At 76.1% G+C, this 21,611-nt stretch carries 14 protein-coding genes; 4 read left to right on the top strand and 10 right to left on the bottom strand.

The features are described 5' to 3' along the window. The first annotated feature begins 272 nt into the window (after window positions 1–272). Window positions 273–1,490: an MFS transporter gene (locus IG74_RS0133410; RefSeq protein WP_037826473.1), complete on the top strand. Its 1,218-nt coding sequence runs from the start codon at window positions 273–275 to the stop codon at window positions 1,488–1,490. Window positions 1,491–1,553: 63 nt separating this feature from the next. Here IG74_RS0133410 and IG74_RS0133405 read toward each other — a convergent pair whose 3' ends face one another. Together IG74_RS0133405 and IG74_RS0133400 are read right to left on the bottom strand one after the other, a co-directional pair. Further along, window positions 1,554–3,122, bottom strand: coding sequence for a GAF domain-containing protein (locus tag IG74_RS0133405; protein ID WP_030684835.1), 1,569 nt, complete (start codon window positions 3,120–3,122; stop codon window positions 1,554–1,556). Window positions 3,123–3,160: 38 nt separating this feature from the next. Further along, window positions 3,161–4,198 (bottom strand): rod shape-determining protein, encoded by a 1,038-nt coding sequence (locus IG74_RS0133400; protein WP_030684833.1) that lies wholly within the window; start codon window positions 4,196–4,198, stop codon window positions 3,161–3,163. Between the two features lie 256 nt (window positions 4,199–4,454). On the opposite strand from IG74_RS0133400, the gene IG74_RS0133395 reads away from it, so the two are divergent. Continuing rightward, complete coding sequence (locus tag IG74_RS0133395; protein WP_051855903.1) at window positions 4,455–5,762, top strand: MFS transporter; 1,308 nt, start codon at window positions 4,455–4,457, stop codon at window positions 5,760–5,762. Window positions 5,763–5,766: 4 nt separating this feature from the next. Here the strand turns inward: IG74_RS0133395 and IG74_RS48210 are convergent, their stop codons facing one another. From IG74_RS48210 to IG74_RS0133375, 4 genes are read right to left on the bottom strand one after another with little or no spacing between them, the layout of a single operon-like run. Beyond that, window positions 5,767–9,744, bottom strand: coding sequence for an SAV_2336 N-terminal domain-related protein (locus IG74_RS48210; protein WP_051855892.1), 3,978 nt, complete (start codon window positions 9,742–9,744; stop codon window positions 5,767–5,769). Then, complete coding sequence (locus tag IG74_RS0133385) at window positions 9,731–10,765, bottom strand: AAA family ATPase (RefSeq protein WP_030684826.1); 1,035 nt, start codon at window positions 10,763–10,765, stop codon at window positions 9,731–9,733. The genes IG74_RS48210 and IG74_RS0133385 overlap by 14 nt, the downstream gene beginning before the upstream one ends. A gap of 35 nt (window positions 10,766–10,800) precedes the next feature. After that, a complete protein-coding gene (locus IG74_RS0133380) occupies window positions 10,801–12,546 on the bottom strand; it encodes a trypsin-like peptidase domain-containing protein (RefSeq protein WP_030684824.1) in 1,746 nt (581 codons plus the stop codon). Continuing rightward, window positions 12,543–12,974: a CU044_2847 family protein gene (locus tag IG74_RS0133375; RefSeq protein WP_267885622.1), complete on the bottom strand. Its 432-nt coding sequence runs from the start codon at window positions 12,972–12,974 to the stop codon at window positions 12,543–12,545. Before IG74_RS0133375 ends, IG74_RS0133380 begins: the two co-directional genes overlap by 4 nt. A gap of 191 nt (window positions 12,975–13,165) precedes the next feature. Between IG74_RS0133375 and IG74_RS0133370 the strand changes: the two genes are divergently transcribed. After that, a complete protein-coding gene (locus IG74_RS0133370; RefSeq protein ID WP_051855889.1) occupies window positions 13,166–16,918 on the top strand; it encodes a S8 family serine peptidase in 3,753 nt (1,250 codons plus the stop codon). A 290-nt stretch (window positions 16,919–17,208) separates the two neighbouring features. Here IG74_RS0133370 and IG74_RS0133365 read toward each other — a convergent pair whose 3' ends face one another. After that, window positions 17,209–18,675: an acyl-CoA synthetase gene (locus tag IG74_RS0133365; RefSeq protein WP_030684816.1), complete on the bottom strand. Its 1,467-nt coding sequence runs from the start codon at window positions 18,673–18,675 to the stop codon at window positions 17,209–17,211. 236 nt (window positions 18,676–18,911) lie between these two features. Between IG74_RS0133365 and IG74_RS0133360 the strand changes: the two genes are divergently transcribed. After that, window positions 18,912–19,790 (top strand): hypothetical protein, encoded by an 879-nt coding sequence (locus IG74_RS0133360; RefSeq protein ID WP_030684814.1) that lies wholly within the window; start codon window positions 18,912–18,914, stop codon window positions 19,788–19,790. Here IG74_RS0133360 and IG74_RS0133355 read toward each other — a convergent pair. From IG74_RS0133355 to IG74_RS0133345, 3 genes are read right to left on the bottom strand one after another with little or no spacing between them, the layout of a single operon-like run. Next, a complete protein-coding gene (locus tag IG74_RS0133355) occupies window positions 19,787–20,401 on the bottom strand; it encodes a hypothetical protein (protein WP_037826467.1) in 615 nt (204 codons plus the stop codon). The two genes, IG74_RS0133360 and IG74_RS0133355, sit on opposite strands and share 4 nt — an antisense overlap. A gap of 58 nt (window positions 20,402–20,459) precedes the next feature. Continuing rightward, window positions 20,460–20,693, bottom strand: a complete 234-nt coding sequence (locus IG74_RS0133350; RefSeq protein WP_030684809.1) for a Trm112 family protein — start codon at window positions 20,691–20,693, stop codon at window positions 20,460–20,462. Further along, on the bottom strand, window positions 20,690–21,601 hold the full coding sequence (locus IG74_RS0133345; RefSeq protein ID WP_037826470.1) for a hypothetical protein: 912 nt from the start codon (window positions 21,599–21,601) through the stop codon (window positions 20,690–20,692). Before IG74_RS0133345 ends, IG74_RS0133350 begins: the two co-directional genes overlap by 4 nt. Window positions 21,602–21,611: the final 10 nt, after the last annotated feature.

Below are 21,611 nucleotides of genomic sequence, written 5' to 3'. Positions count from 1 at the left end.
GGGTGGGGACGCGACAAGGGTACTGTAATGGTAATCATTTTCAGTAAAGGCTCTCGGGGTGGCATCCGCCGGAGGGCGGCCGTCCGTGAGCGGGTCGCAACGTCCTTGCACAGCGGGGGACTTGGGTGCTTCCGCGAGACCGCATAACGATTTCGAACCGCGCGGTCCGCGCGGACGACAGCAGAGGAGTACGTCACGTGGCGACCACGCCAACGCAAGCAGCCGGGCACCCCGAGGGCGCGGAAGGGAGCGCGGCCCCCACGCGGAGCGTCCTGCGGGACCCCGCCTTCCTGCGGCTCTGGTCGGGCACCACCGCGTCCGGGCTCGCCACCTGGGCGCTGCCCTTCGTCCTCGGGCTCGCCGTCCTCGACCGCACCATAGGCGCGGCGACGCTCGGCCTGCTGCTCGCCGCCCGCACCGCGGGCTTCCTCGTCGCCGTCGCCGTCGGCGGCGTCCTCGCCGACCGGTACTCGCGGCGCGGCGTCGTGCTCTGGGCGGGCCTCGCCGCCGCGGCCGCGACGCCCCTGCTCGCGCTCGGCCTCGGCCGCTCGCTCCCCCTGATGCTCGGCGCGGCCGTGGTCGCGGGCGCCGGGCAGGGCGCGTGCCGCCCCGCCTTCCAGGCGCTGACCGCCGAGGTCGTCGACGAGGACAGGCGCCAGGCCGCCAACGCCGCGATGACCCTGTCCGTACGGGCCACCACGCTCGCGGGACCCTCGCTCACCGCGCTGCTCGCCGTGCTCCTCGACACCTGGACGCTGCTGCTCGGCATCGGGCTGCTGTGGCTGGTGGCGGCCCTCGTGCCGGGACCGGGCCGGACGGACGGGGCGGCCCCCGTCGCGGCCGGTGAACGCCCCTCCTTCCTCGCGGAGTTCGGCGAAGGGCTGCGGGAGGCGCGGCGCCACCCCTGGTTCCTCGCCGGACTCGGGGCCCTGACCACCGTCATCGCCACCGGCTACTCGGCGACCGGGGTGGCGCTTCCGCTGGTCAGCCGCGACAAGTACGACACGGGGGTGGTGCTCGCCGCCGCCATGACCGCGTACACGCTCGGGGCGCTCGGCGGCGCCCTGGTCGTCGCCCGCTGGCGGCCGCGTGCCCAGGGCTGGACCGCCCTCGCGGGCCTCGCCCTCTACGGCTTCGCGCCGCTCAGCCTGCTCCTGCCGGTGCACTGGGCCCTCGTCGTCGCGGCGTACGCGGTGGCCGGGGTCGGCATCGAACTCTTCAACGTGCCGTGGTTCACGGCCACGCAGCGCGAGGTCGCGCCCGACAAGCTGGCGCGGGTGTCGTCCCTGGACTTCATGCTGTCCTACGGCCTCGCACCCGCGGGCCTGGCCCTGATCGCCCCGGCCATCGACGCGTTCGGCCCCCGCCCCGTCCTCGCGGCCTGCGCGATCCTGTGCTTCGCGGCCCCGGCGGCAGCGGCCCTGGTGCCGACGAGCCGCACCTTCAGTCGCGCCGGGAGCCGGGAGGAAACCAGCCCGTCCGGCGTGTGAGGACAAGGCGCGGAGCGCCGACGAGGCGGGGGCCCGAGGGGCGGCAGCCCCCGGGGGGTCCGGCTACAGCGGGGCCTGCCAGGTGACCGTCGTGCCCGTGTCGGAGGCGGCGTCCGTCTCGCCGTCGTCGTGGACGACGAGCCGCACACCGGCACGCCCGTCCGGCAGGCCCCCCGCCTCCACCGTCACCTCCACCCGGGACACGCCGGGGCGCCGCGACGCCGCGGCCAGGGCCCGGCGCAGCACGGCGAGGAGGCGGCCCGCCGCGGGCTCCGTGACCTGCGTGTCCACCGCGCCGGAGAAGTGCACCGACGGCTGCACCCCGAGCACGGCGCCCGCCCCCGCCGTCTCCTTGAGGACCTTGCCCCGGAACGTCGTCGGCGCGTCGGCGGGCGGCTGCTGGAGCGCGAAGATCGCCGTCCGCACCTCCTGGATGGTGGACTCCAGCTCGTCCACGGCCTGGTCGAGCGCCGACTGCTCGGGCGTGGAACCGGCCCTGCGGCGCGTCGACTCCAGCATCATGCCGGTCGCGAAGAGCCGCTGGACGACGAGGTCGTGCAGGTCGCGGGCGATGCGGTCGCGGTCCTCGAACACGGCGAGCCGCTGCCGGGACTGCTGCGCGTCGGCGAGCACGAGGGCGAGCGCGGCCTGCGAGGCGAACTGGGTGGCGAGCAGCCGCTCCACCGCCGAGTACGGGGGGTCGCCGCGGCGGCGCGGCAGCGCGAGCGTGCCGATGAGACGGCCGCCCGCCTGCAACGGCAGCATCATGCTCGGCCCGAACCTGGACCGCACCCGGGTGGTCATCCGCGGGTCGGTCGCGGAGTCCTCGATGAACACCGGCTGCCCGCCGAGGAGTTGTTCGAGGACGGCGCTGCCGGGCTCGATGGTGGTCCCCATGAGGTCGTTCTGCGCGGCCGCGGCGGGGTGGCGCCGGTAGCCCGGTCCCGGCACCGGCCCGGCGGGGCCCGGCTCGTGTCCGGCGGGGCCCGGCTCGTCGGGGACCGCCCGGCTCACGTCTCCGCCCCCGTCCGTCGCCGCCGCGACGATCCGCATGCCGCCCTCCTCCGTGGGCTGGAGGACGACGCCCGCCGCCGCGTCCGCGAGGAGCCGGGCCTGCTGGGCCACCGTCATCAGGGCGTCGGACGCGGCCTCGCCGGTGAGGAGGGCCGTGGTGACCGCCGCCGCGCCCTCGATCCAGCGCTCGCGCTGACGGGCCGTCTCGTACAGGCGGGCGTTGCCGATCGCGATGCCCGCCTGGCTCGCGAGGACCCGCAGCAGCCCCCGGTCCTCGTCCGTGAAGGCGCCGCCCGGCCCGTGCGTGAGGCGGAGCCGGCCGAACTCCTCGTCCTGGACGTGGATGGGGATGCTCAGGGCGGCGTCCCCGGCGGCCGCCGCCGCGGGCTCCGGTTCCGGCTCCGGTTCCGGCTCCGCGCCCGCCGTGAAGCACTCCGGCCGCCCCACCGCAGCCGCCGAGACCCGCAGGGCGGCGTGCCGGGCCCCGGTCAGCGCGGCGGCGCTGTCCACGATGTGCTGGAGCGTGGGGCGGAGCGAGAGCTCCGTGCCGACGCCGAGGACCGCGTCCAGGAGCAGCGGCAGGGGCAGCGGCGCTCCGCTGACGACGTCGTCGGTCATGTCGGCGGCGTACTCCCGTACGAGGTGTGCGGGCCCCGTCAGCCTGTCAGGGGGGCGAGGACCAGCGGCTGGATCTTGCCCTCAAGCATGGCACCGAGGCCGAGCACCGCGCACACGTCGGGTCGTTCCGCGATGTGCACGGGCATGCCCGTGGCGTTCCGCAGCATCTGGTCGAGGCCGGGGAGCAGGGCGCTGCCGCCGACCATCATGATGCCCCGGTCGGCGAGGTCGGCCACGAGGTCCGGCGGGCAGTCGCGCAGCACCTTGCCGATGCCGTCGAGCACGGCGGTGAGCGGGGTGTGGATGGCGTCGCGGACGGCGGCCGTGTCGACCTGGACGGAGCGGGCCAGGCCCGTCGCCACGTCGCGGCCGTGGATCTCGGTGGACTCGGGGCCGTGCGGGGTCAGGCCGTTGCCGCTGAGGGCGAGTTGCAGGGGGCGTACCGACTGGGACGGCAGCATCAGCTCGTGCTGGTGGCGCAGGTGCTGCACGATCGCGTGGTCGATGGCCTCGCCGCCCACCGGGATCCGCTCGGCCGTCACGATGGAGCCGAGGGAGAGGACCGCGACCTGCGTGGTCGCCGCGCCGCACACCATGATCATGGTCGCTTCCGCGCGCTCCACCGGCAGGCCGCAGCCCACCGCCGCCGCGATGAGCGTGTCCACCAACTCCACGCGCCGCGCGCCCAGGCCCACCAGGGTCTCGACGGTGGCGCGCTGCGCCAGCGGGTCCGCGTCGTGCGGGGTGCAGGCGGCCGCGCGAAGCCGGGGCTTGCGGCGCAGGGTGCGGCGCAGCTTCTCGCCGAGCAGGCTGCGCAGCATGCGCTGGGCCATCTGGATGTCGACGACCGTGCCGCCGGACACGGGGCGTACGACGCGGATGTAGGCGGGGGTGCGGCCCGTCATCTGCTCCGCGAACTGGCCGACCGCGATGAGCGCGCCCGTCCGCGTGTTCACGGCGGCCACGCTCGGCTCGTCCACGACGAGCCCGGCCCCCTTCACGAACACGCGCGTGCGGGCCGCCCCCAGGTCGACGCCGATATGACAGCGGCGCAGCTGTTCCAGACTGACGGTCACGGCGGTTCCTCCCGAGAGCACGCGTGGGCCCACCGGGCGGAGGGCCTTGCTCGCATCCTGCGGGGGCCGGGGAACGGGCGCGCGCTGGGCTCCGCCGCGCGGGGTGCGGCCGCACGGGTGGTTCCGGCCCGCACGAGGCGCCTCGTAGAACATTTCGCCGTACGAAAATCCGTTCCCGCCCCTGGAGGGGCGCTGGTTACCATCCCGTGTGACACGAGCATCGACAGAAGACGCGACTGACGACGAGAAGCCCGGCATACCCGATCGGGGCCCCGGCGCGGACCCCGATCCGGGTCCAGGCCCGGTCGCGCCCAAGCGCCGCATCCTCGCCGATCTGACCCCGCTGCGGACCTCCGCCGACTACCGGCGCCTGTGGTTCGGCAACACCGTCTCCTGGGTCGGTCAGGCGATGACCGCCCTCGCGGTGTCCCTCCAGGTGTACGACATCACCGGCTCCAGCTTCTCGGTCGGCCTCGTCGGTCTGTGCTCGCTCGTCCCGCTCGTCGTCTTCGGCCTGTACGGCGGCGCCATCGCGGACACCGTGGACCGGCGCAAGCTCGGCCTGTACTCGGCCGCGGGCCTGTGCGCGCTTTCGGTGGTCCTCGCGGCGGCGGCGTTCGCGGACTTCCACCGCGTGTGGTTCCTGTACGGCGTGGTCGCGCTCCAGGCGACGTGCGGCGCCCTGAACTCGCCCGCCCGCACCGCGATGATCCCCCGGCTCCTGCCGCCCGAGCAGCTGCCCGCCGCCAACGCCCTCAACTCCCTGACCACCACCTCCGGCACGACCGTCGGCCCCATGCTGGGCGGCCTCATCGTCGGCCTGTGGGGCTACCAGGCGGCGTACGCCATCGACGCCGTCACCTTCACGGCCGCGCTGTACGCGATGTGGCGGCTGCCGTCGATGCTGCCCGAGGACGACGGCGGCGCGGCGGCGGACGGCGGCAAGCGGCGCCGGGCCTCCGTCGCCGACGGGCTGCGGTTCCTGGCCACCCGGCCCAATCTGCGCATGACGTTCTTCACCGACCTGTGCGCCATGGTGCTCGCGCACCCGCGCGCGCTGTTTCCCGCCATCGCCGTCGTCTGGTACGGCGGCGACGCGAAGACGGCGGGCCTGCTGGCGGCGGCGCCCGCGGTGGGCGCGCTGCTCGGCGGCGTGTTCTCCGGCTGGTTCGGTCGGGTCCACCACCACGGGGTCGCGATCGTGCTCTCGGTGGCGGGCTGGGGCACGGCCGTCGCCGTCTTCGGCCTCACCCGCGACCTCTGGCTCGGCGTCGTCTTCCTCGCCCTCGCGGGCGCCGCCGACACCATCTCCATGGTGTTCCGCAACACCATGCTCCAGGCGGCGACGCCCGACGCGATGCGCGGGCGCCTGCAAGGCGTGTTCATCGTGGTGGTGGCGGGCGGCCCCCGCCTCGGCGACTTCCTCGCGGGCACGGTCGGCGACCTGGCGTCGCCCCGGGTGGCGATCGTCGGCGGCGGCGCGGCGTGCGTGCTCGCGGTGGGCCTCCTGGTGCTGCGCTGGCGCTCCTTCCTGCGCTACGACGCCCGCGACCCGCAGGCCTGACCGCTCAGCGGCCGCGCACGGCGTCCACGACCTCGGCGAGCGAACTCACGGTGTGGCGGGCCCCGGCGGCGAGGAGGCGGTCCCGGACGCGGTCGTCGGTGGCCAGTCCGACGAACGGGACGCCCAGGGCCCGGGCGGCGGTGGCCTCCGCCACCGTGGACCCGATCATGACGCAGCGCTCGGCGGGGGTGTCGAGCCGCTCGAGCGCCCGGCGCAGCCCGTCCGGGTCGGGCAGCAGCCGGGTCAGGTCGGGCGTGCGGCAGAGGATCGCGTCGGTCGGGACGTCGAGCGCGTGCGTCGCCACGTACGTCGCGACGGCGCGCGGCGCGGTGTCGGTGACGAGGGCCAGGCCGCGGTGGGCGGCCCCGAGCGCGCGCACCAGGGCGGCGGCGTGCGGGACGGGCCGCGCGCCGTACACCGCCTGGCGCTCGATGCGGTCCAGCTGGTCGTGCAGGTCGCCCGCGAGCGAGCCCTCGCGGGCGAACGCGCGCAGGACGTCCACCGGGTGCACGAACTCGTCCCCGCCCCGTGACACCGGCCGCCCGCCCAGGGCCTCTTCGGGGTCCCGCTCCCGCACGACGAGCGAGAGCAGCCGCAGCGCGGCGTCCCGGGCCTTGCCGGGCGCGTAGAGCCGGGTGAGGGTGCCGTCGAAGCCGAGGACGACGGCGGCGGCGCGGTCGAGGATCGCCGCCAACGGCAACGGGCTCAGGGCGGCCGGGATTTGGCAGTACCAGGAGTCCGCACCGGGCACGGCATCGAAGCGCGGGTCGTCCAGGGCTTCGCGCAGACCGGAGGGGACGACCACGGTCGCGTGGCCGGTGCTCAACGGGAGGTCCGGCCCCGGGGCGCCGCCGACCGTGACGACCAGACCGAGTCCGCTGAACCGACGTACGACATCGGGAAGTTCGCCCAGGATCTCCGTCAACAGCGCGGGCAGCGGGACGTCGGGGCCGAGGGCCACGTCCCAGCCGCTCGCACGGGGAAGCAGCTCGAACCCCTCGGGCGCCACACCGCCCCGGGCCAGCAGGCCCGTCACCGTCCGGCTCAGCTTCGTCAAGGCGTCCGCCTGCCAGCCGGGGCGGGCCGCGAAGGCGAAGGAGAGGGTCGTCCGGCCGGACGCGCGCTCCAGCAAGGTGCGGCGCATGCCGTGGAGCTGTGCGCGGAACGCCCGGGCCGCGGGGCCGGGGACGTCCTTCAGGGGGTCGTCCGACCACAGGGCGAGCGCGGCCGCGGCGCGTTCGGCGGCGCGCTCGCCGTCCCCCGCCGCATGCGCGCGCTCCGCCTCGGCGTGCAGGTCCCGGAAGCGGAAGACGTCGACGGCCGCGGTCCCGTCCACCGGGTCCACCGGCAGGAAGTAGCCGTCCTCGTCCTGCATCACGCCGAGGGCCTCGGACAGGCGGGCGGCGTACGAGTCGACGAGGCGCCACGCGTCGGGCGGCGGCGCGTCGTCCTCGTCCCAGAGGGCGGCCACCAGGTCTTCCGTGCTGACGGGCTCCCCCTCCTCCCGTACGAGGGCGAGGAGCAGGGCCTGTTCGGGGCCCGGTCCTGTGGGCAGGGAGCGCTCGTCCTGGAACACCCGGACGCGCCCGAAGAAGCAGTAGCGGCGGCCGGTGAACGCCAGGTCGCGAAGGCGGGTGAAGCCCTCCTCCTGCGTGTCCGAGTGGTGGGACAGGAGGTCGGTGATGGACGTCTCCAGGACCAGGCGCAGCCGCTCCGGCAGTCCCGTGAGGCGGAGGTGGAGTTCCCCGCGGGGCTCCCGGCCCAGGCACAGGGTGCGGACGAGTTCCCCCAGGTCGCGGAAGTCGTCCGTACGGCTCGCGGTGCCGAGCGGCACGAAGTCCAGGACCTTCAGGACGGGGCCCTCCGGCGTGACGAACACGGTCCGCAAGGAGAGGGCCCCGTGGGGCAAGTAGTGGTCGTGCAGCAGGGCCAGGGCCTCGGCGATGCCGGGGAGCAGCGAGATCAGCTGCGGGGCGGGCAGGCCGTGCGGGGAGTCGCGCAGCAGGACGCGCAGGTCGTTTCCGTGGACGTACTCCTGCACCACGTAGGGCGAGCCCTCCGCCACGCCGTAGTCCGTGACCGCGGCCACGCCGGGGTGGCGGAGCCTGACGAGCCGCATCGCGTTCCCGAGGACGTTCAGGCGTCCCCAGGTCTGGCGCGAGTAGGTCCGGATCAGCACCTGTTCGCCCTCGTTGCGGGTGTCCTCGGCCAGCCACTCGTCCGCCGCCGCCATGCGGTGCAACAACCGGTAGCGGCCCGCGAAGAGGCCCGCGGGCCCGGCGAGGCGCCGCGCGCTGTCCGCGCTCACCTCGGCGAAGGGCTCCGCCGCCACCTGCTCGGCGCCGCCGCGGGGCCCGGGGGCCACGGCCCGCAGCGCGCCCGGCGCCGCGCCCGCCCGCTCGTCGATCAACGCGCCGACGCGGGCCAGGAGTTGCCGGGTCCGGCCCTTCGCGGAGCGCGGCAGGGTGGTGAGGAGCACCTCCCGTACGCCCTCCCGGAAGGCGTACGCCCCGGGCTCCCCGCCCGGCAGCTCGCTCAGCATGCCGCTGAGGACGACCTCCGCCAGGTGCTGGGGGCGCGGGCTTCGGGACACCGCGGCGTGGACGAGCCGCATCACCGGCAGGTGCGGTTCGCCCACCGCCAGATGGCCGGCGAGGCGGAACGCCTCCGGGGACGCCGACGAGCGGAAGCGCAGGACCAGTTCCTCGGCGGACAGCAGCGCCACGTCCTCCCGCGGCTCGTCGTCGGGCCGCGCGGGCGCGGGGCCCAGCCACGCGGCCGCGCCCGGCAGCTGACGCCCTCCGGCGTCGGCCACCAGCGTCGCCCAGTGGGCCAGCCACGCCGGGGCGACCTCGAGGACGGGCACCGGCACCGCTCCGGCGGGCGGGGCGGAGCCGTCGTACGGGGCGAAGTCGAGGGCCGCGGCGGGAGCCGCGGCGTGCGGTGCGCAGAGGAGCCCGGGCGTGACGGGGAACGCGGTCGTGGGCCAGAGGCGCTCGGGCAGGGGCTGGACCACCGCGAGCGGCAGCCGGTCCGCCCAGTGGCGCAGCGTCCGGAACCAGCGGCGGCCCGCCGGGCCCTCGCGCCACTGCGGGCCCATGCAGTCGCTGACCACCAGCGTCACCGAGCGGCCCGTCGCGGGCACCTCGGCCGCGCGCGCCGGGACCGTACCGTCCGGCGCGGCGCGGTGCAGCTCCACCGTGCGGAACAGGCCCGACTGCACGAGCGCGGTGTGCAGTTCGCGCACCAGCGGCAGCCAGACGGGCATCGTGGGCCCGTCGTCGTACACCAGGCACAGGCGCAGCCAGCGCTCGTCGGCCGGGCGGAGCACCGGCAGCCAGGCGCGCGGGCCCGCCCCGAGCGCGGCGATGCGGTGCGCCGTGGCGGCCTCGTCCAGGACCCGCCGGTCGGGCGCGGGCACGCGGCGGCCGAGGGGGCGCAGGGCGCGCTGGAGGGCGAGGGGCCGGGTCACCATGGGCGGGACGGGAACGCGGAGCGTGGTGCCGCCGCCCGCCACGCCGGGGGCGCCCGACGGCGTGGCCGCCCCGGAACCGGGCGCCGGGTCCGCCGTGCGCGGCGTTCCCTGCGGGCCGGGGCGCGGGCGCGGCACCGGCCCCGCGGGCAGGTGCAGCGGGACCCGGGCGTCCGGGGGCGGTTCAAGCGGGTCGGGCCGCGGTCCGGCGGGCGGGGCGGGGGAGCGGCGGCCGTCGCCGGCCGGGGGCGTCGGCCGGGGCGGCGCGGCGGAGCCGTCACCGTCCTCCGGACCGCCAGGGGGCGGCGCCATGTGCCGGGCGAGCCACAGGAGTTCGGCCAGCTCGTCGGCCGAGGGGCCGGTGCCGCGCGCCGCCGCGAGCACGGCGGCGAGCCGGTCGACGGGGGACCGGTCGTCAGAGGATCGGCCGTCGGGGGACCGGCCTTCGGGGGGCCGCGCGGACCCGTCGGACCGGCCCGCGGCGGGCCCGGAGGCGTCAGAAGGCGGCATCGGACCCGTGGTCGGCCGCCGCGCGCCCGGCGTCCTCGCTCAGATACGGCATCAGCAGCCGCGCCAGCTCGTCCCGCGACGGGGTGTCGAGGCCCGCCGCGCCCGTGAGGTAGATCGCGTTGAGGAGCTGGTCGGTGGCCAGTTCGCCGCCGCTGCCGCGCTCCACGAAGCGGGTGATGAGCTCGCGGGCGTAGGCGTCGGGCGCGCCGAGGTGGGCGCGGACGATCTCCTCCAGGTGCTCGCCGTGCGGCTGCCGCAGGCGCAGCGTGACGCAGCGGCGCAGGAACGCGGGCGGGAACTCGCGCTCGCCGTTGCTGGTGAGCACCACGAACGGGAAGGCCCGGCAGCGCACCCGCCCGTGCCGGACCGGGACGGGCGGCCCGGAGTCGGCGGTGAGCAGGGCCGCCTCCGGGGTGTGCCGGGCCACGCGGACCAGCTCCGGGATCTCGTACTGGCCCTCCTCCAGGACGTTGAGGAGGTCGTTCGGCAGGTCCAGGTCGCTCTTGTCGACCTCGTCGACGAGCAGCGCGCGGGGGCGCGCGTAGGGCAGCAGGGCGGTGCCGAGCGGGCCGAGGCGCAGATGGTCCTCGACGCCCGCGCGGTCCTGGGGCGCCCCGTCCTCCTGGGCGCGCCCGGCCGCGTACAGGCGCGACAGCGGGTCGTACTGGTAGAGCCCGTCGTGCAAGGTGCTGCGGCTCGTGATGTTCCAGCGCAGCACCGGGCCGAGCCCCAGCTCGCGGGCCACGGCGTAGGCGAGGCTCGACTTGCCGCTGCCGGGCGGCCCGGTCACCAGCAGCGGACGGCGCAGGTACAGGGCGGCGTTGACGAGCTGGACGCACTCGTCCGTCGCCCGGTACGTACGGGCGCGGTGCGCGCGGTCCGGCGACGTCGCCCGGGCGCCCGCCTGCGGGACCGGCAGGACCGGGCCGCCGTCGAAGGCGCGCCACGGGGGCGGCGGCGGCAGCTTCGTGATGCCGTCGTGCGGCTCGCTGCCGCCGGTGTAGACGGGCCACAGGGACATGCGGACTCCGGGATCTCCGTAGGGGGGCGGGCGGGTCAGGCGACGGGGGAGCGCAGCGGGGCGGGCGCGGCGTCGGGGAAGCAGCGCGGATCGTCCCACAGCAGCTGTATGTCCCGCGCCCAGTGCCGGTCGGGTTCGTCGGCCGCGTCGGCGGCCTCCCGGAACTCCAGCACGTGACGCGGCAGTTCGGCGGGCGGGAGCCGGGACAGATGGGCGGCGAGCTGGTCGAGGAAGGCCGCGCCCGTGCAGTCGCCGCCGTCGTGCTCGCAGCCCGCGCGCGGCCACAGGAGCACCGGCGCGGGCGCGTTCAGGGACACCTCGAAGTGCGGCCCGAGCCGCGGCGACCGCGGCGGCGCGGCGAAGCCCGCCAGGTCGGCCTCGTCGTGGCGCAGCCGGAACCGCAGCTTGTTCGGCGCCTCCCCGGCCGCGCACTCCACCCGGTGCACGGCCGTGGTGGCCTTGCCGTCGAGCCGCTCCCACTTGCGGGCCAGCTGGTGGCGCAGACCGCCCGCGCGCCGGGCCCTGTCGGTGACCACCAGCGGGTACGAGCAGCCGAGCGGCGTCGGGTCGTCGGCGCTGCGCGCCCAGTGCGCCACGGGCTCGTTCAGCCACTCGCGGGGCAGCACGAACGCGATCAGCTCGGCCGCGTCGAGCGGGAGCCGGCCGAAGGCCTCCTCGATCAGCTCCTGCACGTACGCCCGCACCCGGCCGCGCGCCAGCGTCCGCGAGCCCACGGGGTGCCTGCGCCCGTCGCGGCACGCGGACACCTCGACCAGGACCTGGTCGTCCCCGGCCCCGCTGCGGGCCAGCTCCACGAGGATGGGGGACCAGGCGGGGCGGGGGCGCGCCGGGGCGGAGGCGGCGGACCCCACCGGCGCCGGGCCGGGGACGCGGGCCGCGTCCGCCGGGGTCGCCGCCGCCCGCACCGGCTCCGGCGTCTCCACCAGCTCCTGGAGGCGCTCCGTCAACCGCCGGGCCGCGCCCGGCACTTCCACCTCCGACAGCACGTACCACGCCGCCGACCACAGGGTGGCGAAGCCGCCGGGCGGCGCCGGCGGGCCCAGCGGTCCGACCGCGTCCAGATAGAGGCGCTCGGGCGCGCAGGCGAGGGCCGCGCCCGCCTTCTCCGCCCGGTCCACCAGGTCGCGCAGCCGCGCCGGGTCCGTCCCGTGCCGGGCCCGCGCCGGGATCAGCTCGGCGATGCGGGGCCAGTAGCGGGCCATGACCTGCGCGGGCAGCATCCGCCCGGTGCGCACGCCCGCCGCCCCGGCCGCCGCCGAGACCATGCCGACGACGAGGCCGCTGTCCGCGAGCGCCACGGCGGCCCCGCTGAAGCCGGGCGCGAGCGGCTGCCCGTGGGCGCTCCAGGCCTCCAGCTGGATCCACTCGTCGGCGATCAACTGGGCGGCGGTGGCACGGTACTCGGCGATGGTGCCCTCCTCGTACCCGCGCGGAAAGCCGTACGCCACCAGGCGCGGCCGGGGCTCCGCGTACGCGTCGTCGGGCGCGGCGAACCCCGCGGGCGCGATCGGCACCGGCCGGTCCAGCTCCAGGACGGCGAGGTCGCCCGGGTCGGTGTGCCCCTCCCAGCCGCCCCGCGCGGTGACCTCCGCGGCCACCGCGCCCAGGTCCCCGCGGTGCGGGAAGGCCACGGCGACCTGCGCCCCGACGCTGTCCCGTACGACGTGCGCGCAGGTCAGCACGTGCCGCTCGGACACCAGGAAGCCCGCGCCGGTCTCGCGGCCGCACTCCACCCGGGCGTGCCAGGACGCGCTGCTCATGAGGTGGCGGCGGACTCCGGGCGCGCGCCGTGGCCGGTCGCGGGGTCCGCAGGGCGCGGGTGGTCCTGCGGGCCGTCCTTCTCCGGTGACCAGGAGAGCCGCACCAGCAAGTGCCCCTCGGCGGAGCCCTTCACGAGCACCGCCCCGGCCTCGGCCGTCATCCGCACCCCGAACTCGATCTCCACCGTGTCCGGCTTGAGCGTGCCGTCGCGGAACACCTGGAGCGCCGACTCGGCGGCCGCACGCGCGCTGTCCAGGGTGGCCTCGAAGGTGCGGGCGGCCTGGGCGGGCCCGTCGCCGCGCGAGACGAGCCGGACGCCGTCCAGGTCGTCGGGGTCGAGCGCCACGACCACCCGCGCCCCGCTGTTCGTCGCGTACTCGACCAGACCGCCGTCCATGCCGCCCCCGTCGTCACGCGGGCCCGTCACGGCCCGCTCGCTGTGTCCTGGACCCCACATTCTGACCGACGTCCCCGCTGGCGGAAAGCCGCCCTGGCAGCTTCCCGCCAGGACCGCGCAACTCTCCCGCAACACAAGCGGACTGACACTTGCCGCAGCGTCCGCGGGCCACTCGCGCCCCGGGCGTCATCCGCATGTGGTGCCGACGAAGAGAGGCCGCCTTGACACCGAGACCCCGGCAAGCCCGTCGCCCCCGAGACGCCCGCCGCAGGCTCCTGCCCGCCGGACTCGCCCTGACCCTGCTGCCCGCCGGGCTGACCGCGACCGCCGCCACCGCGACGGCGGCCACGCCCGAGGCCCGCGCCCACCAACCCGCCGCGCACGCCCGGCAGTCCGCCACCACCGTCACCCTCGTCACCGGCGACGAGGTGACCGTCACCCGGCTCGGCGGCGGCAAGCAGACCGTCACCGTCGACCGCCCGCGCGGCGCGAGCGGCGCCGTGCGCACGCGCGTCGTCGACGGCCGCGTCACCGTCGTACCGGACGAGGCCCGCCCGTACCTGCGCGCGGGCGTCCTGGACGAGCGCCTCTTCGACGTGACGGAGCTGATCCGCCAAGGAGTCGGCGTACGGAAAGAAGCGCGCGGCAAGGGCGGCGCGGACGGCACGATCCCGCTCATCGTCACGTACAAGGACACCCCCACGGCCCGCCAGGCGCCCCGCGGCACCCGCGCGGTCCGCTCGCTGCCCAGCATCCGGGGCGCCGCCGTCGAGGCGGCCCCGGGCACGGCCTTCTGGCGGAGCGTCACCGGCGGCGCCGCGAAGGCCCCGCGCGGCCTCGGCGGCGGCCTCGCGAAGGTGTGGCTCGACGGCCGGGTCGAGGCGGACATGGCAGCCAGCAACGCCCAGATCGGCACGCCCGAGGCCTGGCAGGCCGGGCTCACCGGCAAGGGCGTGAAGGTCGCCGTCCTCGACACCGGCGTCGACGCCACGCACCCCGACCTCAAGGGCCGCGTGGGCGCCACCAAGAGCTTCATCCCCGGCGAGGAGGTCGCCGACCGCGACGGCCACGGCACCCACGTCACCTCCACGGTCGGCGGCAGCGGCGCCGCATCCGACGGCAAGGAGAAGGGCGTCGCGCCCGGCGCGGAGCTCGCCGTCGGCAAGGTGCTCAGCGACGAGGGCTTCGGCAGCGAGTCGCAGATCGTCGCCGGGATGGAGTGGGCCGCCAAGGACGTGGACGCCAAGATCGTGTCCATGAGCCTCGGTTCGAGCGAGCCGAGCGACGGCACCGACCCCATGGCCGCCGCCGTCAACGCCCTCACCGAGGAGACCGGCGCCCTCTTCGTGGTCGCCGCGGGCAACACCGGCGCGCCCTCCTCCATCGGCTCGCCCGCCGCGGCCGACTCCGCGCTCACCGTCGGCGCCGTCGACTCCGCCGACGAGGCCGCGTACTTCACCAGCCAGGGCCCCCGCCACGGCGACCGCGCCCTCAAGCCGGACCTCTCCGCGCCCGGCGTGGACATCCTCGCCGCCCGCTCCCGACTGGCCCCGGGCCAGGGCGACTACACCGCCATGAGCGGTACGTCGATGGCGACCCCGCACGTCACCGGCGTCGCCGCGCTGCTCGCCGAGCGCCACCCCGACTGGACCGGGCAGCGGCTCAAGGACGCCCTGATGTCCACCTCGCACCAGCTCGACGCGTCCGCGTACACGCTCGGCGCGGGCCGCGTGGACGTGCCGTCCGCGATCGGCGCGAAGGTGACCGCGACTGGAGCCGCCGACCTCGGCTTCTACGCGTGGCCGTACGACGGCAACAAGCCGGTGCGCAGGACGGTGACGTACGCCAACTCATCCGATGAGCCGGTGGAGTTGAGCCTGGCCGCGGAGGGCGCCGCCGAGGGCGTCGTCACGCTCGCCGAGAGCAGGCTCACCGTGCCCGCGCACGGCACCGCATCCACCACCGTCACCGGCGACGGCGCGCAGGCGCCCGTCGGCAACACCAGCGGCCGGATCGTCGCGACCGCCGACGGCAAGCGCGTCGCGCACACCGCGTTCGGCCTGGTCAAGGAGGAGGAGCGGTACACGCTCACGCTGCGGGTCAAGGACCGCGACGGCGCCCCGACCGGCGCCGACGTCGTCGTGCACCCGCTGGCCGAGGGGGAGGAACCCTACGCCGTCGCGGTCGGCGGCTCCGGCGAGCTGAAGCTGCGGCTCAAGCCCGGCGCGTACTCCCTGTCCTCCTTCCTCGACGTGCGCGGCGGCCGCGGTGCGGACGCGCTCGGCCTCGGCTTCCTCGCCGCGCCCGAGGTCGCCCTCGACCGGGACCGGTCCGTCACCCTCGACGCGCGCGAACTGCGCGAGATCACCGCGAAGGTCCCGCGCCGCAGCGAGACCCGGCAGCTGGTCATGGAGGTCAGCCGCACCGCCAACGGCTCCTCCTACCAAGGCGCCGTGCAGGTGCCCGTCAAGTACGACAGCGTCTTCGCCGCACCGACCCCGAAGGTCCGCCGGGGCACCTTCGAGTACCGCACCGTCTGGCGCCTCGGCAAGCCCGTCCTCGACGTCGAGGGCATCGGCGCGGCCGTCGCCCAGCCCGGCGGCACGGTCACCGAGGGCCGGACCCGGCTGCGGCTCGTGGACGCCGGGGACGGCACCCCGGGCGCGTACGCGGGCAAGGACGTGCGCGGCAGGGCCGCCGTCGTGCGCCGCACCGGCGCGGCGGGCCAGCCCGCGCCCGCCGAACTCGCGCGGGCCGCGCAGGAGGCGGGCGCGAAGGCCCTGTTCGTCACCGACGGCGTGCCCGGCCGCCTCAACGCCTGGTTCGGCACGGACGACAACGCCGACCGGCCCCTGACGATCGCCACGGTCGGCGCCGCCGACGGGGCGCGGCTGCTCGCCGCGGCGCGCAAGGGCCGCACGGCGGAGGTCACCGGCACGCCCTACTCGCCCTACGTCTACGACCTGGAGGACGGCTTCACCGGCGGCGTCCCCGACCGGCCGCTGACCTACGCGCCGGGCAAGCGCGAACTGGCCGTCGTCGACGCCAAGTTCCACGCGCCCGCGCGGAAGGCCACGCCCGGCGGGGAGTTCCGCTACTCCCTCACCGACACCTTCCCCGTCGGCATCGGCTTCCTGGAGAAGATCGCGTACCCCACCGAGCGCACCGACTACGTCGCCTCCGGCAAGGGCCGCCTGTGGCACGAGACCGCGCACGCCGGGCCCACCGCCCTGGAGCAGCGCGGCGGGCTCGTCGGCTACCGGGGCGGCGAGCGCACCGGGCTCGACTGGTTCAAGCCCGTCTGGCACCCGTGGCTCGGCACCGGCCTCGGCTGGGGCCAGGAGCGGACCGGCGACGACCTGGCCTTCAACGTGCCCGGCTGGGGCGACTCCGGGCCCGACCACACCGGCTTCGGCGACGTGTGGAACGACGACTCCATGACGCAGGTCAGCGCCGTCTACGCCGACGGCGAGCTCGTCGACCGGCGGCAGAGCTCCGGCGTGTACGTCTGGGACGCCGCACCCGAGGAGCGCACGTACAAGGTCGTGACCGACACCACGCTCTCCGCCGAGCGCTGGCGGCTCGCCACCAAGGGCCACTCCGAGTGGACCGTCCGCTCGGCCCGCACCCCCGCCGACCGCAAGACCGTCCTGCCCGTGCTCAACCTCGGCTTCGACATCGACACCGACCTGTACGGGGACGTGCGGGGCGGGCGGAGCGTGCCGGTGGGCATCTCGGCCTCGTACGTACGGGGCGCCGCCGACACCGGGGCGATCCGCTCTGCGCGCCTTGAGGTGTCCTACGACGACGGCGCGTCGTGGGCCTCGGTGCCGCTGCGGCGCGACGGCTCCGCGTGGAGCGGGAGGCTGCGGGTGCCGCGGGGGGCCTCGGCTGTCTCCTTGCGGGCCGCCGCCGCGGATGACCGGGGCGGGTCGGTCACCCAGGAAGTCCTCCGCGGGGTGGGCATCCGCTAGCCCCCTCCCGGCCGGTGCGCCCCCCCGCTCACCGGCCGGGCTCACCCCACCGCGCTAACGCGCTTGTCCTCAAACGCCGGACGGGCTGGATGTGGCCGTCCGTTTCCCGCCCCTCGACCTCGGCCCCGGCCCGAACCATCGCGCTGGCGCGCTCGTCCTCAAACGCCGGACGGGCTGGATTGGCTCGGCCGGGCGCCGTCGCCCGCCGTCCGCCCGAGGTGTTCCCCTCGCCCACCCGCCCCCTCCTTTGGGGGCGGGTGGGGGAAGGCTCGTCGCGGTAGCAGGGAAGGCTAGTTGGGGGCGGTCGCGGGCAGGGCTCGCTTGAGGATTTTGCCCATGTCGTTGCGGGGCAGGGCGTCGAGGACGCGTAGGGCCCGGGGGCGCTTGTGGGGGGCGAGGCGCGCCGCGACATGGGAGGCGAGCTCGTCGAGGGACGGCACCCGAGAGGGGTCCGCGGGGACGATCCACGCGACGACCCGCTCACCCAGGTCGGGATCGGGCTCGCCCGTGACCGCGGCCTCCCGCACCCCGTCGTGCTCGAGGAGCGCGTTCTCGATTTCCCCCGCCCCGATCTTGTACCCCCCGCTCTTGATGAGGTCGGTCGCCTTGCGGCCGACGATGCGGACGTACCCGTCGGGCTCCCGCACGGCCATGTCCCCGGTCCTGAACCACCCGCCGTCGGCGAACGCGGCCGCCGTGGCGTCAGGCCTGTTGAGGTACTCGGTGAAGAGGTTCGGCCCGCGCACCTGGATCTCGCCGACGGCGTCGGGCCCCGCGGGGACCTCCTGGTCCGCCTCGTCGACGAGGCGGAGTTCGACGCCGGGCAGCGGCACGCCCACGGTGCCCGCGCGGGCCTGTCCGTCGGCGCGGACGCTGGTGTTCATGAGCGTCTCGGTCATCCCGTACCGCTCGATGACGCGCCGCCCCGTGGCGGACGCGATGCGCTCGTGGTCGTGCACGGGCAGCGCCGCCGAGCCCGACACCAGCAGGCGCGCGCCCGCGAGGGCCTTGACCAGCTCGGGCTCGTCGGGCAGCGCCTCGGCGACGCGGTGGTACATCGTGGGCACGCCGAAGAGCATCGTGGCCCCGGAGGCCAGCTCCCGCGCCACCCCGGCCGTGCTGAACCGGCCCAGGTGCCGAATCGATCCGCCGCGGCGCAGCGGTCCGAGGACGCCGAGGATCAGGCCGTGCACGTGGAACAGCGGGAGCCCGTGCACCAGGACGTCGTCGCCGGTCCACTGCCAGGCGTCGGCGAGCGCGTCGAGCGTGGCGGCGAGCGCGCTCCGGGGCAGCACCACGCCCTTGGGCGGGCCCGTCGTACCGGAGGTGTAGACGACGAGGGCCGGGACGGCGGGGGAGACGGCGGGCGGCGCGGCGGGCGCGGGGCCCCGCGGCGCCGTGGCCACGTCGATCCGCTCAAGACCCGCGAGCGCCGCGGGAAGCTGGTCGTCCGGGCCCGCGAGCACCAGGGACGGCGCGCTGTCCCCGACGATGTGCCCCAGTTCCTTCTCGCCCGACTTGGGGTTGAGCGGCACCGCGGGCACCCCGGCGAGCAGCGCGGCCACCACGCCGACCGCGGTCTCCAGGGTGGGCGTCGCCCAGACGGCCACGCGGGCCGCGCCCGCCTCGGTGAGACGGGCGGCCAACGCGCCCGCCGTGGCGGCGAGTTCGGCGTAGGTCAGGGCCCGGTCGCCGAACCGCAGGGCCGGGGCGTCGCCCGGTGCCGTCAGAGCGGGGATGAGGGGTTCGGGTTCCACGAGTCGTCCTCCGTATGTACTCAGCGTGTGCACGGCGGCTTGATGAGGGCGTGCCGCCGCCTGCGTCACGATCACTTCCCCCGGCAAACCTATCCACCTCCCCGCCGCCCCAAGCCCCCGGCCGAGGGCCGGGGGAAATGCGCTTTCCCGGTGGGGGAGGGGCGGGTTAGCCTGCGGCTTCCGTCGTCCGGCTCCATGGTGCCCGCCCCGGGCCCCCGTACCCGAGGAGAGCGCCCGTGGCCCTCGCCGTCGCCCTCGCCACCTTCCGCCCCCAGGACCACATCGGCGCCGTCGACCGCGACCTGCCGGACCTGGTGCGCGCCGTCACCGCGGCGGGCGCCACCGCGCGGGCCGCGCACTGGGACGACCCGGACGTCGACTGGAGCGCGTACGACCTCGTCCTCATACGCTCGACCTGGGACTACATCGAGCACGTCGCCGAGTTCACGGCCTGGGCCGAGCGCGTCGCGGCGGTGACGCGGCTCGCCAACCCGGCGGGCGTCGTGCGCTGGAACGCCGACAAGCGGTACCTGGGCGAGCTGACGGCGGCCGGGGTGCCGACCGTGCCGACGGCGTACGCGGCTCCCGGGGACCCCGGCGAACCGGAGTTCCCGGCGGGCGAGTTCGTCATCAAGCCCACCGTCGGCGCCGGCTCCCACCTCGCCGGCCGCTACCGCCCCGACCAGCACGCGGCCGCCCGCGCCCACGTCGCCCGGCTGCACGCCGAGGGCCGCACCGCGATGGTGCAGCCCTATCTGCACCGGATCGACACCACCGGCGAGCGCGCCCTGATCTTCTTCGGCGGCCACTACCGGCACGCCATCCGCAAGGGCGCCGTCCTCGCCCCGGGCACCGCGTACGACGCCGACAAGGTCTCGCACCCCGACGTCCGCGCCTGGCAGCCGACCGACGCCGAACTCGCCCTCGCCGAGCGTGCCCTGGCCGCCGTGCCCGGCGCCCCCGAGCTGCTCTACGCCCGCGTGGACCTGGTCGACGGCGACGACGGGGCGCCGCGCGTGATGGAGCTGGAGCTGATCGAGCCGAACCTGTTCCTCGGCGTCCACCCGGAGTCCCTTTCGGTGGTCGCGGAGCTGATCGTGAAGGCGGCCGGCTAGCTCACCCGCGGGCCCTCTTCCGGACCGTCGGCGTACGACACCCGCTGCAACAGGCCCCAGGTGAACTCCGCCACGCACGCGCGCCGCCGCCCGCTCTCCCCGTCCGCGCCGCTGAACGCGAGCCGCCACCGCGTGGGCGCCGTGCCCTCCATCGGCCGCGCGGGAGCGAAGGCGCGGGCGGCCTCGTCGACCGTGCAGGACCAGGGCGCGAGGTCGGCGAGCGTGCGCAGCTCCGGGGCCGCGGCCCCGGGCGCCCGCACCAGCCACTCGTTCCAGACGGCGTTCCGCGGCCCGAGCAGCACCTCGAAGCGCAGGTCGGGCCAGAGCGGCACCGGCCACAGCAGGGCCTCGCACTCCAGGTCGCCGATGGCGCGGCGGGCGGTGGACTCGGGCTCGCCCAGCACCGCGCGGTAGCGGGAGACGGCCGCGCGCGACCTGGGGGAGCGCACCATCGCCTGCCAGCGCCGGTTGGCCTCGCGCATCTCGCCGATGGAGACGCCGAGGGCGTGCCGGGCGTCCTCGACGAGGTCCGGGTTGTGGTCGGCCATGCGGCGCAGCAGGACCAGCTGGAAGTCGAGCGGGGTGAAGGGCGCGGAGGGGCTTGAGGGCATGGGATCCATCGTGGCCCATCACCCGGCCGGGGGTGGACGGCCCCTCCGCGCCCCGGCTTCAGGGCGCGGTCTGCTCCAGGAGCCGCTCGTGCTCCTGCTCGGTGACCTGCTCGCCGGAGGATGGCAGGAGCTGCGGAATGCCGTCGATGATGGGGTACCGGCGGCGCAGCCGCGGGTTGTACAGGGCCTGGTCCGCCTCCGCCGGGTCGGACCGCTCGGGCAGCACGAGCACCAGCGGCCCCTTGTCCAGTGGACAGGCGAGGATCTTCAGGAGGGGGTCGTCGGGGTTCATCCGGAGGTCAGCTCCTTGGGAGGGGTGGAGGTCTGGGCGGCGGGCGCCGCGTCGTGCTTGGGCATGACGAGCAGGACCGCCACGGCCAGGGCCGTGCCCGCGACGCGCAGTGCGAGGCGCACCGGGTCGTGCGGCAGCGCCTCGCCGAACGCGAGCGTGCCGAGCACCGCGGTGAACAGGGACGTCACCGTCGTGCACACCGGCACGATCAGCGAGGCCCGGCACCGCTGGAGCGCCGCCTGCGACATGATCAGGCCGAACGCGCCGGTGAACAACAGCAGGTAGGGGTAGGGCGAGCGCAGCAGGTCGAGCAGCGCGCCGCCGATGTCGTGCGTGGTCAGCGAGCTGGACACGCCCTTGATGGCCAGCGAGCTGACGCCGTACAGGAGGCCGACGGCGACGCCGTACTCCACGCCCGTCGTCGGCTGCCGGTGCCGCTGTCCCGCCCGGCGCTCGCCGTTCGCGTACAGCCACACGCCGAGGGCGAGCGACGGCAGGCTGACCAGCAGGACCAGCGCCACCGGGGCGTCCTCGCCCACCGTGTCGGCGCCCTCGTCGAGCGAGAGCACCACCATGAGCAGCGCGAGGAGGATCGCGCCGACGGCGATCCGCTCGCGCCCCGAGGTGCGCTCGCCGAGCAGCCGCGACGACAGCAGGAGCAGCAGGACGAGACCGGAGACGAAGATGCCCTGGGCGGCGGCGATCGGAAGGGTGCGGTAGACGGCGAGCTGCGCGCCGAAGCCCGCCGCGAGCGCGAGCGAGCCGCCGAGCCACAGCGGACTGGAGACGACATGCCGGAGCAGCCGCAGCGGCGCCCGCACGCTCACCGACGGCATCGCGGACAGGGCCCGCTTCTCCAGGACGAAACCGGTGCTGTAGAGGACGTTCGCGAGCAGAGCCGCCACCACACCCACCCAC

The organism is Streptomyces sp. NRRL B-1347 (genome assembly GCF_000720325.1).
Taxonomy (GTDB): Bacteria; Actinomycetota; Actinomycetes; order Streptomycetales; family Streptomycetaceae; genus Streptomyces.
The sequence above is the reverse complement of the archived record's forward strand: the minus strand, read 5'-3'. Positions and strand labels throughout refer to the sequence as shown.

Coding starts and splice junctions, on each gene's coding strand:
- IG74_RS0133405 (WP_030684835.1), bottom strand. CDS start 3,122: ATGACCGACGACGTCGTCAGCGGAGCGCCGCTGCCCCTGCCGCTGCTC.
- IG74_RS48210 (WP_051855892.1), bottom strand. CDS start 9,744: ATGCCGCCTTCTGACGCCTCCGGGCCCGCCGCGGGCCGGTCCGACGGG.
- IG74_RS0133385 (WP_030684826.1), bottom strand. CDS start 10,765: ATGTCCCTGTGGCCCGTCTACACCGGCGGCAGCGAGCCGCACGACGGC.
- IG74_RS0133380 (WP_030684824.1), bottom strand. CDS start 12,546: ATGAGCAGCGCGTCCTGGCACGCCCGGGTGGAGTGCGGCCGCGAGACC.
- IG74_RS0133355 (WP_037826467.1), bottom strand. CDS start 20,401: ATGCCCTCAAGCCCCTCCGCGCCCTTCACCCCGCTCGACTTCCAGCTG.
- IG74_RS0133350 (WP_030684809.1), bottom strand. CDS start 20,693: ATGAACCCCGACGACCCCCTCCTGAAGATCCTCGCCTGTCCACTGGAC.